At 64.8% G+C, this 11,905-nt stretch carries 13 protein-coding genes and 1 pseudogene; 9 read left to right on the forward strand and 5 right to left on the reverse strand.

What is annotated here, in order from left to right:
- The 5 genes and pseudogenes from WA702_RS12090 to WA702_RS12110 form a co-directional block, all read left to right on the forward strand.
- Window positions 1-402 (forward strand): annotated as a pseudogene (locus WA702_RS12090) (hypothetical protein); the annotation flags it as partial.
- A 36-nt stretch (window positions 403-438) separates the two neighbouring features.
- The gene (locus tag WA702_RS12095; RefSeq protein ID WP_425110756.1) at window positions 439-684 is read left to right on the forward strand and encodes an acyl carrier protein; all 246 of its coding nucleotides are present in this window, start codon (window positions 439-441) and stop codon (window positions 682-684) included.
- Entirely contained in the window at window positions 671-2,053 is a 1,383-nt protein-coding gene (locus WA702_RS12100; protein ID WP_425110758.1) for a class I adenylate-forming enzyme family protein, read from the forward strand. Before WA702_RS12095 ends, WA702_RS12100 begins: the two co-directional genes overlap by 14 nt.
- Window positions 2,046-2,777, forward strand: a complete 732-nt coding sequence (locus tag WA702_RS12105; protein WP_425110759.1) for an SDR family NAD(P)-dependent oxidoreductase — start codon at window positions 2,046-2,048, stop codon at window positions 2,775-2,777. The genes WA702_RS12100 and WA702_RS12105 overlap by 8 nt, the downstream gene beginning before the upstream one ends.
- 104 nt (window positions 2,778-2,881) lie before the next feature.
- Window positions 2,882-5,173, forward strand: a complete 2,292-nt coding sequence (locus WA702_RS12110) for a heavy metal translocating P-type ATPase (RefSeq protein ID WP_425110760.1) — start codon at window positions 2,882-2,884, stop codon at window positions 5,171-5,173.
- Window positions 5,174-5,178: 5 nt separating this feature from the next.
- Here WA702_RS12110 and WA702_RS12115 read toward each other — a convergent pair whose 3' ends face one another.
- Window positions 5,179-5,535 (reverse strand): hypothetical protein, encoded by a 357-nt coding sequence (locus tag WA702_RS12115; RefSeq protein ID WP_425110769.1) that lies wholly within the window; start codon window positions 5,533-5,535, stop codon window positions 5,179-5,181.
- Window positions 5,536-5,698: 163 nt separating this feature from the next.
- Here WA702_RS12115 and WA702_RS12120 point away from each other — a divergent pair, with 163 nt between their 5' ends.
- Entirely contained in the window at window positions 5,699-6,415 is a 717-nt protein-coding gene (locus WA702_RS12120; protein WP_425110761.1) for an MgtC/SapB family protein, read from the forward strand.
- Between the two features lie 6 nt (window positions 6,416-6,421).
- On the opposite strand, the gene WA702_RS12125 is transcribed toward WA702_RS12120, so the two are convergent.
- Entirely contained in the window at window positions 6,422-7,087 is a 666-nt protein-coding gene (locus WA702_RS12125) for a DUF2278 family protein (RefSeq protein ID WP_425110762.1), read from the reverse strand.
- A 103-nt stretch (window positions 7,088-7,190) separates the two neighbouring features.
- The gene (locus tag WA702_RS12130) at window positions 7,191-7,991 is read right to left on the reverse strand and encodes an RMD1 family protein (protein ID WP_425110763.1); all 801 of its coding nucleotides are present in this window, start codon (window positions 7,989-7,991) and stop codon (window positions 7,191-7,193) included.
- A gap of 174 nt (window positions 7,992-8,165) precedes the next feature.
- Here WA702_RS12130 and WA702_RS12135 point away from each other — a divergent pair, with 174 nt between their 5' ends.
- The gene (locus WA702_RS12135; RefSeq protein ID WP_425110764.1) at window positions 8,166-9,317 is read left to right on the forward strand and encodes a DUF3095 domain-containing protein; all 1,152 of its coding nucleotides are present in this window, start codon (window positions 8,166-8,168) and stop codon (window positions 9,315-9,317) included.
- A gap of 14 nt (window positions 9,318-9,331) precedes the next feature.
- On the opposite strand, the gene WA702_RS12140 is transcribed toward WA702_RS12135, so the two are convergent.
- Complete coding sequence (locus tag WA702_RS12140) at window positions 9,332-9,769, reverse strand: DUF2147 domain-containing protein (RefSeq protein ID WP_425110765.1); 438 nt, start codon at window positions 9,767-9,769, stop codon at window positions 9,332-9,334.
- 154 nt (window positions 9,770-9,923) lie between these two features.
- Window positions 9,924-10,457 (reverse strand): GNAT family N-acetyltransferase, encoded by a 534-nt coding sequence (locus WA702_RS12145; RefSeq protein ID WP_425110766.1) that lies wholly within the window; start codon window positions 10,455-10,457, stop codon window positions 9,924-9,926.
- A 105-nt stretch (window positions 10,458-10,562) separates the two neighbouring features.
- Here WA702_RS12145 and WA702_RS12150 point away from each other — a divergent pair, with 105 nt between their 5' ends.
- Window positions 10,563-11,162 (forward strand): superoxide dismutase, encoded by a 600-nt coding sequence (locus WA702_RS12150; protein WP_425110767.1) that lies wholly within the window; start codon window positions 10,563-10,565, stop codon window positions 11,160-11,162.
- A gap of 214 nt (window positions 11,163-11,376) precedes the next feature.
- Window positions 11,377-11,754, forward strand: coding sequence for a fluoride efflux transporter CrcB (gene crcB / locus WA702_RS12155; RefSeq protein WP_425110768.1), 378 nt, complete (start codon window positions 11,377-11,379; stop codon window positions 11,752-11,754).
- The last annotated feature ends 151 nt before the right edge of the window (window positions 11,755-11,905 follow it).

The following is an 11,905-nucleotide window of genomic DNA, read 5'->3' on the forward strand; positions in this document are numbered from 1 at the left end:
ATGGTGCCGGGCGCGGACGGGCGCGCCGGCATGGCCGCGCTGGTGATCGACGAACTTTTCGATATCGCAGCGTTCGCTGCCGATCTTGCACGACGACTTCCGGTCTACGCACTGCCGGTCGTGTTGCGCATCTGCGCGACGCTCGAATCCACCGAGACCTTCAAGCAGAAGAAGCAGCAATTGATGCGCGACGGCTTCGATCCGGCCATCGTGCACGATCCACTGTATGTTAGGGACAGCGGGACCGGTGCTTATCGGCGGCTCGATGAGATGCTCTACGCGCGCATCGTGTCCGGAGACGTCAGACTGAAGCTGATTGATCGAAAAGTGGCGGCAAAGCATTTACCACCCGCTCTGAAAGAATACCGCGATACAGCTTGGCTTCAGATTTCGGGCTTATGATTGCATCAGCAATTTAAACAAAAGCAAGGTTCAGCCATGTCGGTAAGATTAAGGATCATTGCGGCGATCAAGCAGATCGCGGAAGAGCAGAAGGTTGCGCTGCCGCCGCTCACTGACGACCTCTCGCTGCACGAAACCGGCTTCGACTCGCTTGCCTTTGCGATCCTGGTCGCCCGCCTCGAGGACGATCTCGGCACTGATCCGTTCACGCTGGCCGAGGATGCAGCTTTCCCCCACACGATAGGCGACTTCATCAGGGCCTATGAGAATGTCCCCGCGTGAGATCTTTGCGCTTCGCGACCGTCTCGGTCCCGTTGCCGGCCGCACGATCTCCGATCCGCGGCACGTCATCGCGCTGAGCGCGCTCGACGCACAGAGCTGCCTTGGTGGTTTTGGCAACGAGCTTGCCGGCCGCGCGGTGCTGCTTGCGACCTCCGGCCAGCTGCTGGCCGGGCTCGCCATGATCGAGATCGACGGCGTGGCGCAGCGCATGTTGCTCTGCCCGCCCGACCTCAAGGACGATCATCTCGCGAGCATCATGATTGACGCCGACATCGACGCCGTCGTCACCGATCAGCCGGAGCGCTTTGCCGGTCTCGCCGTCGATCTGATGCTCACCATCACGTTGCCGCAGCCGGTCGATGTCCGCGCGCAGACGTCGCGTGCCACCGAATGGTTAATGCTGACATCGGGCACGTCAGGTGTGCCAAAGATCGTCGGTCATACGCTGGACGGGCTGTGTGGTGCGATGATCGGCGACAGCCCCGCGCCGGGTGCTGCGATCCCGGTGTGGGCGACCTTCTACGACATCCGCCGCTATGGCGGGCTGCAGATTTTCCTGCGCGCGATCGTGGGCGGCGGCTCGATGGTGCTGTCGGACGCGGATGAGCCGCTGGCCGATCATATTATCAGGCTGAACGCGCGCGGCGTCACCCATATGTCGGGCACGCCGTCGCATTGGCGCAAGCTGCTCATGAGCGGGTCGGCTGCCGGCTTTGCGCCACGCTATGTCCGTCTCTCCGGCGAGATCGCCGACCAGCCGGTGCTCGATGGCCTCAGCCACGCATTTCCTGCGGCCTCGATCGGCCATGCCTATGCCTCGACAGAGGCCGGCGTCGGCTTTGCGGTCAATGACGGCAAAGAGGGCTTTCCGGCCGCTTTGATTGGGCAGGCGGGTGCGGTGGATATGAAAGTGGTCGACGGCTCGCTGCGCATTCGCTCCAAGCGGGCTGCGCACGCTTATGTCGGCCGCGACGCGGCGGCGCTCACCGATGATGGCGGCTTCGTCGACACCGGCGACATGGTCGAGCTGCGCGGCGACCGCTATTACTTCGTCGGCCGCCGCAACGGCATCATCAATGTCGGCGGCCTGAAGGTGCATCCCGAAGAGATCGAGGCCGTCATCAACAGCCATCCCGAGGTGCGGATGTCGCGCGCCAAGTCGCGACGCAGCCCGATCACTGGGGGCATCGTGGTGGCGGATGTCGTGCTTGCCGAAGGCCGCGATGCCGCACGTTGCGCGGCCATCCGCAGCGAGATCGTTGCGGAGTGCCGGGCCAAGCTTGCCACGCACAAGGTGCCGGCGGTGATCCGCTTCGTTGCCGCGCTCGACGTCACGCCGGCCGGCAAGCTGGCGCGTGCCGATGCGTAACGTCCTGGTCACCGGCGGGAGCCGCGGCATCGGACTTGCGATCGCGCGTCGGCTCGCGGGCGCCGGCTATGATGTGATCGCGGTGGCGCGCCGCGAGAGCGACGAACTGGGCGCGGCGATCGCGGAGTTCGGATCGCACAGCGGCGGCATCAGCTTCCGTGCCTGCGACCTTGCTGTCACGGAGGCGATCCCGGCTTTCGTGAAATCGCTGCGCGACGAATTCGGCCCGCTCTATGGCCTCGTCAACAATGCCGGGCTCGGCACTGAGGGCCTGCTCGCAACCATGCACAATTCCGAGATCGAGGCGCTGGTGCGGCTCAACGTGCTGGCGCCGATGATCCTCACCAAATACGTCGTCCGTCACATGATGGCCGCGGGCGAGGGCCGCATCGTCAACATCTCCTCCATCATTGCCTCGACCGGTTATAACGGTCTGTCCGTCTACGGTGCGACCAAGGCGGCGGCGACCGGTTTTACGCGTTCGCTGGCGCGCGAGGTCGGCAAGGTCGGGATCACCGTGAACGCGATCGCACCCGGTTTCATCACGACCGAGCTGACGCAAAGCATGGACGACGAGCAGCGCCGGCGGATTGCATCGCGTAGCGCCTTGCGGCGGCTGCCGGAGACCGACGACGTCGCCGCGATGGTCGAATATCTGTTCGGCGACGGCGGCCGGAATGTCACCGGTACGGTGCTGACGGTCGACGCCGGCAATACCGCCTGACGCGGCCCACCTGCGACCACAACCCGCAGCGATTGATTTCAGTCAAGTGTCGATGCGGGAATTCGGGCGATGGTAGTTCCTCATCTGTTCTGGATTGGCTGATCATGCTTGAGCGCATTCTGCGGTGGACGCTAGTCCTGGTCGCCGTCACGGGTCTGACGGCCGGTGGTCTGGCCCATGCCGCGGGCCGCTCCGACCTTGCCGGCTTGGCTTTCACGCTGGCGACCATCCCGGTGATTCTCGGTCTCATGGTTTCCATCGTCCGGGATGTGCTGGCCGGCCGTGTCGGGGTCGATGCGATCGCGCTGGTCTCGATGAGCGCGGCCATCGTGCTGCGCCAGCCGCTGGCGGGCGCTGTGGTGGCGCTGATGTATTCCGGAGGCAATGTGCTCGAGGACATTGCGGTCGCCCGCGCGGAGCACGATCTGCGCGCGCTGGTCGATCGGGCTCCGCGCGAGGCGCATCGGTGGACGGACGATCACTTCGCGGACGTTCCGATCGCGGCGGTTGTGGTCAATGACCGGCTGATGGTGCGGGCCGGCGAGATCGTTCCGGTTGACGGTGTCGTCGAGTCGGCCAGCGCCGTGCTCGACGAATCGGCGGTGACCGGCGAGCCGATCCCGGTGACAAAGTCGCGCGGCGGCGCGATCCTGTCGGGTGCGCTCAATGCCGGCGAGGCTTTCGAGATGACGGTGACGGCAGCTGTCGGCGAGAGCACCTATGCCGGTATCGTCAGGCTGGTGACGGCGGCGCAGACGGCCAAGGCGCCGTTCGTGCGGCTTGCCGACCGGTACGCGCTTGTTTTCCTGCCGGTGAGCCTGGTGATTGCGGCGCTCGCTTGGCTGGCGTCCGGCGACCTGACCCGCAGCCTTGCGGTGCTGGTGGCGGCAACACCCTGTCCGCTGATTTTGGCGGCTCCTGTCGCGTTCATCGCCGGCGTGGCGAGGGCCGCGCGCGCCGGTATCCTGGTCAAGGGCGGCGGCAAGCTCGAGGCGCTGGCGCGCGCGCATACCGTGCTGTTCGACAAGACCGGCACACTGACGGTCGGCGGCGCCCGTCTGCTGTCGGTCGAAGCCGCGCCAGGGGAAAACGCTGACGACGCGCTGCTGCTGGGCGCCTCGCTGGAGCAGGCGTCGCACCACGTGGTGGCGAATGCGATCGTGCAGGCCGCGCTGGCGCGCGGATTGAAACTCAAGGTGCCGGAGCGGGTCAAGGAGCGCATGGGCTCAGGGCTGGAGGGCATGATCGACGGCCGCCACGTGCGGGCGGGTTCGCGCGAGATGATCCTCGGCCAGGCGAGCCCAGCCCCCTGGGCACGGCGCGCGATCCGCCGGGCATCATGGCGCGCCGCCCTGATCGTGTTCGTCGCCGTTGACGAACGGTTGATCGGCGCGCTGCTGCTGGCTGACGAATTGCGCGCCGACACGCCGCGCGCGATTCGGCTGCTGCGCGAGGCCGGCATCGCGCGCATGGTGATGGTGACCGGCGATTGCGCGGCGGCGGCTCAGGCTATTGGTGCCGCGCTCGATCTCGATGCAGTATTGGCGGACCGCGCGCCGTCCGACAAGGTCGAGGCGGTCAGGACCGAGCAGCGGCTGCATCCGACCATCATGGTCGGTGACGGCATCAACGATGCGCCGGCGCTGGCGTCGGCCGACGTCGGCATCGCACTCGGTGCGCGCGGCGCCAGCGCTTCCTCGGAGGCTGCCGACGTCGTGATCCTGGCCGATCGCCTCGACCGGGTTGGCGAAGCCATCGTGATTGCACAGCGCGCGCGCGGCATCGCGGTGCAGAGCATCGTCGTCGGCATGAGCCTGTCGCTGCTGGCGATGGGCGCTGCGGCGCTCGGCTGGCTACAGCCGGTGCCCGCGGCGCTGGTGCAGGAGGCGATCGATGTCGCGGTGATCCTCAATGCCTTGCGGGCGCCCTTGCCGGTGCATCGGCATACTGCGGGCCGCATCACGATCGAGGATGGGCGCGGGCTGCGCCACGATCACCAGGCCCTGATCCGCAGCCTCGACCGCCTGCGAGCCATCGTCGATGCGCTCGACGACACCGCGCCTGAGGGCTGCGCCGGCCTGATCACGGAAGCCAACCGGCTGGTGCAGGGCCAAGTGGTCGCACACGAGCTTGACGACGAAGGCTCGATCTATCCGAGACTCGCGCAATTGCTGCACGAGCGTCATGGCCTGGCGGCGATGAGCCGCGCACATCGTGAAATACTCCATCTCGCCCGGCTGCTCGAGCGGATCACGGACGACCTGCCGTCGGAGAAGATCGACCGCTATGTAGTCCGCGACGCTCAGCGCGTCATCGCGGCGATCGAGACCCTGGTGCGGATGCACACCGCACAGGAAGACGACATCTACGAGGCGGTGACGGTGCAGGCCGCCTGAGGCGTTCACCTTTGGTGTTTTGGAAGATCGACCCGCTGGTCGGCAAATTCCGGCGGCCCCTCGGTCAGGCGGCGGACGCGGCGTTCCCGTTCCTCGGCCGGCAACGCCGGGTCGAGCATGTCTTCGATCTGCCTGACCGCGTCTCGCTCGATCGCGAGTGTATCGCCAGGTTGCAGGGCCGGCGGCGGCGACGCCGCGAGCGCCAGCTCCAGGAGCCGTCTGATCGCGTCGGCGCGCGTGAGCTGATGCGCCTCCGCCCAGGCATCGATGGTCGCGGTCAGCTGCTGCGATAGTTTGACCGCGCTGACGGCGTCCTCCCCGGGGCGCACGGCAGGGCTGTAATGCATGCGATGGCCCGACATGTTCGCCTCGTCATTCTTTTGATAATCACGGCAGCCTAGCTGAGCCGGGCGAGACGGCATTTGATTCCGATCAAGCCTGGTTCGTGAAAGTGGCATTGTCCGCTATCGTCGGCCGGGGATGCTCGGCTTTGCCGTGGGCGAATGAGGAGGTCGAGGCGCGTTCATGCGATTCCTGCATACGTTCCAACTCTATGATTTCGTTGACACGCTGGTCAGCCTGTTCACGGCCTTCGTGTTCGGCACCTTGATCGGCGCCGAGCGGCAGTACCGCCAGCGCAGCGCCGGCCTGCGCACCAATGTGCTGGTCTCGGTGGGCGCAGCGGCCTTCGTCGATCTCGCCAATCATCTGACCGGCGCCGACGGCAGCGTGCGCGTGATCGCCTATGTGGTGTCGGGCATCGGCTTTCTCGGCGCCGGCGCGATCATGAAGGAAGGCATGAATGTGCGCGGCCTCAACACGGCTGCGACGCTGTGGGCCTCGGCGGCGGTCGGCGCCTGCGCCGGGGCCGACATGGTGGCGCAATCGGCGGCGCTAACCGTGTTCGTGCTGGCGGGCAATACCTTGCTGCGGCCGCTGGTCAACGCCATCGATCGTATCCCGCTCAACGAGCAGTCGTCCGAGGCCAGTTACGAGATCGTCGTGATGACGAACGCGCAGCGTGCCGCGGAAATTCGCGATATTCTCAACGAGCGGCTGGAGGTCGCGAAATATCCGGTGCGTGAGACCGCGCTGGTGTATCGCACTGACGATCAGGTCGAGATCGTTGCCGAACTGGTGCCGCTCGCGGTGGATGCGGCCGATCTCGATCGCATCACAGCTGAGCTGGAACAGCTGGCCGGCGTGCAACACGCGACCTGGAACGTCAGCGCGCTGGAATAATCGATCTCAGATCGTGGTGCTGTCGGGCAGCGGATTGCCGAGATCGTCGGTCGGCACGAGTTGCTGGTTGAATGCCGAGAAGTAGGCTGCCCATTCCGGCTCGCCGACATCAACCATGACCGCGCCGTCCTGCCAGACGTCGTTGTGGTCGTTGGAATCGTCGCCGGCACGATGAATGAAGCTCGAGGTCGAACCCTGGTTGAGATGGACGTCGTGGATGCCGTTGCCTTCGCTGTAGAAGCGGCCGAAGATGTAGACATCGCGACTCTCCTGGTGGGCGCGCGTCAGCAGCCGCTTCAGTGAGGCCACCGGCTCGGTCTGGTCGGAGCCGTCCATCACGTCGCTGTCGCGCCATTTGCCGGTGTTGCCGAGCAGGTCGGTGCTGCGCAGGAAGTCGAGCGCGGGCAGTGCATCCTTGTCGGTCAGGTCTTGCGGACCGGCCTCGGCCTTCGCCAGCGTCTCGATGATCGGGTGACGGAAGTCGAACACCAGCTTGTATTTGAGCAGGTCGTCGGCGTCATTGGTGCCGACATTGACGGCGACGTCCCAGTTCGCGCCGTCGACCAGCAGGCTGAAATGCAGGTGATATTGGATTTCGTGATGATGGCGGCTCGGCTTCAACTTCGGCTCGGAAGCCATCTTGGCTTTGACAAATCCATAAGGCAGCGTCACGGCAGTCCCCCATGTTCCCGCTCAAGGCATCCGCTGCGTTCGGTGCAGCGTGTCCATGCGCCAATACAACCAAGGATTTTGTCGGCCGTACGGCGCTTCCGGTTCAATGTCCGCTGCGCACGTAGATGTCGTAGGCGGCGACCACGACTTCGAACGCGATCAGGACCACGACGATGATCTCAAGCCGCAGCGAGCGCTTGGTGTCGATGATGTCGGCCAGCGTGGTCGCCGTCTCGGCGATCACAGCGAGCTTGCGGTTCAACGTGTCGACGCGCTCGCTGAGCTCGTATTCGTCCTCGAGCCGGGCATAGAGCCGCTCCAAATCGGGCCGATCCCACAGCACGTCCGGCTTCTCGCCGACCGCGACGCGGCCGGAGACGCGATGCTGGACCAGCAGCGCCTCGCCGAGCAGCTTGAGCATCGCGGTGCGGCTCTTCGAGGTGCGGCCTAGACTCGCTAGCTCGCGCGCGAACGGCTCGATGGTGTCGAACACGTTGGCAACCTCGCGCTCGCCGCGGCCGAGCACCACGCTCTTGGCCAGCGCATCGGCTACGATCAAGAGCCGCTCCAGCGAAAACTCCCGTACCAGCACCGGGCCGCCGACCGGAATCTCCTCGGAGTCGCGGGCGACCTGGATCTTTGCCGTCTCCTCCTCGTGGGGATTGATCAGGCCGAATAGGCGCGACTTCAGCCGGTCGAGGAAGGCGCTCTCTTCCAGCGCCGACAGTCCGATGAACACCACGACGCCATAACGAAACACCACCGCCATGCCGCTTTCGCCGATCCGCACCGCAAGCGGCGTCGAGGACAACACGTTTCCTTCGAAGCCCGCGGTATTGATGCGGTCGGCAAGCTGCAGCGCATGGGCGTGGAGGCCGGGGACGGGCGGAATCTGCGCGTTCATCGGCCGAGCCTAGCAGGGCTGCGGTGATATTTCGATGAATTCGCATTTTTCGACTGCGGGGGCAGGCCTTTGCCTTCGTGTCATCTTGAGTTCGGCGGACCAGAAGGTTGAACCTGGTCGGCCCGAAGGGCGTATCTCCTTGCAGAGGTCGCAATCGGAATGGATGATCCGTCCATGTCGCACGCCAATGCCTCCGATTTCTACGGCTCGATCCCGGTCTTCCGCGGCTTCGCGCGCCTGATGGACCCCGCGCTGTACAGGTCGCTGCCGGACGACTGGACGGTCGGCGTTGCCGACGTTGTCGAATCGACCAAGGCGATCGCCGAGCGGCGCTACAAGGCGGTGAACATGGCAGGCGCCGCCGTGATCGCGGCGGTGACCAATGCGCTGATGGGCCGGGAGTTTCCGTTCGTGTTCGGCGGCGATGGCGCGAGCTTCGCGGTCGCCCCGCGCGATCTCGCAGCCGCGCGCGACGCGCTGGCATCCACGGCGACCTGGGCCGCCGAGGATCTTGGGCTGAAGCTGCGGGTGGCGCTGGTGCCGGTCGGTGCGGTCCGCGCCCAGGGGCTCGACGTCCGCGTCGCGCGCTATGGTCCGTCGGCCAATTTGTCCTATGCGATGTTTTCCGGAGGCGGTCTCGGCTGGGCTGATGTCGCAATGAAACGTGGCGAATTCGCCGTTACCCCGGCGCCGCCGGGCGCTCAGCCTGACCTTACTGGGCTGTCCTGCCGGTTCGAGGAGATGGCCGCATCGCGCGGGCTGATCCTGTCGGTGCTGGTGCTGCCGGCGCGCGCGGCCGATCCGACAGCCTTTCGCGACATTATTGAAAAAATCGTCGCGCTGGTCGAGCGCAGCCCGGATGCCGGCCGTCCGGTGCCGGCAGGCGGACCGCCGCTGCGTTGGCCACCGCAGGGTCTCGATTTCGAAGCGCGTGCGAGCCGCGGCGGCTCGCTGACGCAGCGGCGCGCTTATGTGCTCGGCCGCACGCTGCTGTATTATGCGATCATGCGCCTCGGCATTCGGGTCGGTGGTTTCGTGCCGGCCGTCTACACGCAGCAGGTGGTCGAGAATTCCGACTTCCGCAAATATGACGACGCGCTCCGCATGATCCTCGATTGCACCGAGGAACTGGCGAACGAACTGAACGCGCGGCTGACCGAGGCCGCCGCGCGCGGCATCGTGCGCTATGGTTTGCATCGCCAGGATGCCGCGATGATGACCTGCTTCACGCCGTCAGCGGTGCGGTCGGATCATGTGCATTTCATCGACGGTGCCCGCGGCGGCTATGCGTCCGCCGCCACCGCGCTGAAGGCCGCGCCGGGCTGAGCGCGTTGTAAGATCTACTTCGCGCGCGTCCAGGTCTCGCCGCCGCACAGCGAGCCGACACAGCCTTCGACCTTGAGCGTATCGAGGCCCGCCACCGAGATGTGGCTATCGTAGCTCTGGCCATCGTCGGCGTTGTAGATCCGGCCCGACCATCTGCTGGGGCCGTCGACGCGCATGCTCTCAAACAGCTGCAGGCCGATGATCGGCCGCATGGCGAGCTCGCGATTTGGGTTCTTGCTGTCAGTCGCGGGCTTGCCGGTGTCCGTATCGAAGGGCTGCTTCAGCCAGATCACGGTGCCGCACAGCCCGCCGCCGCATTTCGCCACCTTCACCTTGGCATCGCCGGCCTGTGTCAGCCAGGTGCCGGCCGGATCGTCGGCCGCGAAGGCAGATTGTGCAGCGATGAGGAAGCCCGCCACAACGAGCCCGGCGAAACGGAATTGACGGATCATGGTCGCCCCCTGAATGAAGGTGGTCTCCATAACAGCAAATCGCGTTCACGCAATCGGTCTGCGCCGCTTGTCCCAATGCCTTTGCATATCGAGCCGGTGTCGGCCCCGCATTCGTCTCAACGTCTTGATGTCTTGTCTCAACGAGCGTGGCGCCTCACCACGGCAGTCCACAGAGATCGAGCGTGCCGCGCGTCGGTGCACTGCGCTTCAGATCATGCACGTAAGGTGCGGTCGCCTCGAATCGGACGCGGCCCTGGTCGGGCTGCTCGATATAGACTTGCCCCTCGAACGGCTGGAAGCCGCGCGCCATGTAGAACGGTGCGCGATCCGGTTCGCAGAACAGGGTTGCGAAATTGACGGCGTCTTCGGCGCGCAGAGTCTGGATCGCTGCGTTCAGAGCGATGGTCGCCAGCCCCCGGTTGCGCAGATCGGCGCGGGTCAGCACCCCGCCGATGCCGGCCGCATTCATCTTCTGCCCATTCCAGGTGATGACGCGGCGATAGAGGCCGACATGGGAAACCACGTCGCCGGCTTCGTCCAGCACCAGCACGCGCAGATCGGCATGTGCGAAGGTGATGCCGGCCCACGGCAATGTGGCGACGACTTCCGGCGGCCAGACGGCGTGAAACAGCGGATGGACCTGCGCCCAGGAGGCATCGCCGTTCAAAACTTCGATCTCGATGCTCATGGCGCGGACCTGCTTTTTCCAAATTCACGGTGTTTTACGGGCATGGAACCTTCTATAAGGAGGTCCCGTTAAGTCCAGTCCTCCCACAAGTTGCGGAAACCGCCCATGACCTTTACCCTTCCCCCCCTGCCGTACGCCTATGACGCCCTCGGGCCTTATATGTCGAAGGAGACGCTGGAATTTCATCACGATAAGCACCACCAGGCCTACGTGACCAACGGCAATAACGCGATCAAGGGGACTGAATTCGAAGGCAAGTCTCTCGAAGAGATCGTGAAGGGGTCGTTCGGCAAGAATCCTGCGGTGTTCAACAATGCCGGCCAACACTACAACCATATCCACTTCTGGAGCTGGATGAAGCCGAATGGCGGCGGCGCGAAGCTGCCGGGTCGGCTCGAGAAGAAGATCACCGAGGATCTCGGCGGCTTCGACAAGTTCAAGACGGATTTCGCCGCCGCGGGCGCCGGTCAGTTCGGCTCGGGCTGGTGCTGGCTGCAGGTCAAGAACGGCAAGCTCGAAATCTCCAAGACGGCGAACGGCGAGAATCCGCTGGTTCACGGCGCCACCCCGATTCTCGGCTGCGACGTCTGGGAGCATTCCTACTACATCGATTATCGCAACCGCCGCCCGGATTATCTGAAGACCTTCGTCGAAAACCTCATCAACTGGGAATATGTCGACGAACTGTTCGGCAAGGCGGGCTGAGGTCGCGCGACACGACCAGACGTCGTCATTGCGAGGAGCGAAGTGACAAAGCAATCCAGACTTCTTTCTCGACGCTGGATTTCTTCGCTTCGCTCGCAACGAGGTAAAATTTGGGGCGGTGGCGCAAGCTGCCGCCCTTTCTGTTTGCGGCACGCTTGCGGCATCCCCCTGCATGCGGCAAAACATCGGAACCGGATGCAACAGCGGACGCAGTGTGTTCAACTATCTCCTGGTTTTTGTCGGCGGCGGCCTTGGCGCCTCGCTCCGCCACACCGTCAACATCGCTTGCGCCAGATGCATCGGGGTCGCCTTTCCCTGGGGCACCTTGATCATCAACATCACGGGCTCGATCGTGATGGGGCTGATCGCAGGCTATCTCGCCTTCAAGGGTGAGGCGTCGCAGCCTTGGCGGCTGTTTCTGATGACCGGCGTGCTCGGCGGCTACACGACATTTTCGGCGTTCTCGCTGGAGACGGCGCTGCTCTATGAGCGCGGTGCTGTGGGCCTTGCCGCGGCCTACGTGCTGGGATCGGTCCTTCTGTCGATTGCCGGGCTGTTCGCGGGCTTGGCCTTGGTGCGCTCCCTGGGCTGACGGCACTTGCGAAGGTTTCATTATACCAGCTTCCAGTGGCGGTCGTCGATGAGCCGCGCGTTAGACAGGTGTAATGTTATAATGTAACATCGCCTGATGGCTCCTCCCGACCACCTCCACCACGGTCATCCGCATGATCACGGTCATGGCC

The organism is Bradyrhizobium sp., assembly GCF_049798375.1.
In the GTDB taxonomy this organism is placed as follows: domain Bacteria; phylum Pseudomonadota; class Alphaproteobacteria; order Rhizobiales; family Xanthobacteraceae; genus Bradyrhizobium.